Annotated in this window: 2 pseudogenes; one reads left to right on the top strand and one right to left on the bottom strand. The window is 51.8% G+C overall.

Going from position 1 to position 851, the window contains the following annotated elements:
* A pseudogene (locus tag LH47_RS14745) lies at window positions 1-580 on the top strand (UPF0236 family transposase-like protein); the annotation flags it as partial.
* On the opposite strand, the pseudogene LH47_RS16330 reads toward LH47_RS14745, so the two are convergent.
* Window positions 559-851 (bottom strand): annotated as a pseudogene (locus tag LH47_RS16330) (transposase); the annotation flags it as partial. The pseudogenes LH47_RS14745 and LH47_RS16330 sit on opposite strands and share 22 nt — an antisense overlap.

Here is an 851-nt window from a genome sequence, read left to right as displayed (position 1 = left end):
GGAGATTGATCAACAACTGGCGGAAGCGCGGGACAAGCGCCGGTATCAGCTGAAAGACAAACGGCCGACCACGATCCAAACGCTGTTTGGAGAAGTGACGTTTCGACGGAACTACTACTATGATCGGCAGGCGGGGGCGTATACCTTCTTGCTGGATGCCGAACTGGGCTTTGATGGAGCGCAGTCGATCAGCCCTTGCCTCGAGGAAACGGCGGTCGAGTTGGCCGTAGAGTGCTCTTCCTACCGCAAAGCGGCCCGTACGTTGGAGTCGATCGTGGGGTATGCGGTCCTAAGCCACGGGGCGATTCGCCAACTGGTGCTGGAGGCCCCTGTCTCGCTGCACCACCCTGTTTCCCAACGGCACGGCCGAGTGCTGTTTGTGGAGGCGGATGGGTTGTTCATTTCCCGCCAGGGGAAAGGGAAACGGGCGAAAGAAGAGAAAATCCTGGCGGTTCACGAGGGATGGAAACGAAACGGTTCGCAGCTCGAGCTCGTGAACCGGCGCCACTACCTCCATGAAGGGGCGGGAGACGTGTGGGAACGGTTTGAAGAGTGGCTGATGAACGATTTGCCGTCTGATGTAACACAAGTGGCAAGATTATTTAATCCTAAATCAATCGCCAGTGCTTTTTGGTCATTTAATTCTCTTTGATCTTCAGGCATTTCATATTTGTACTGAATCTCAAAGAACCTGGCATGATGTTTAGGAATGATTTCAATCTGCTTAATCTTTTTGTCCAGTAACACAGGCGGAATCGTTATCGTGATAGGCTTATGAGTCTTTTTATACAGATTCGAATACGGTATCGTGAATTTGTTGCCGTCTATACGAATCTGGCCAATGATCAGTG

The sequence above is a fragment of the Anoxybacillus thermarum genome (assembly GCF_000836725.1).
GTDB lineage: Bacteria > Bacillota > Bacilli > Bacillales > Anoxybacillaceae > Anoxybacillus > Anoxybacillus thermarum.
This window is presented reverse-complemented; position numbering and strand designations above follow the sequence as displayed.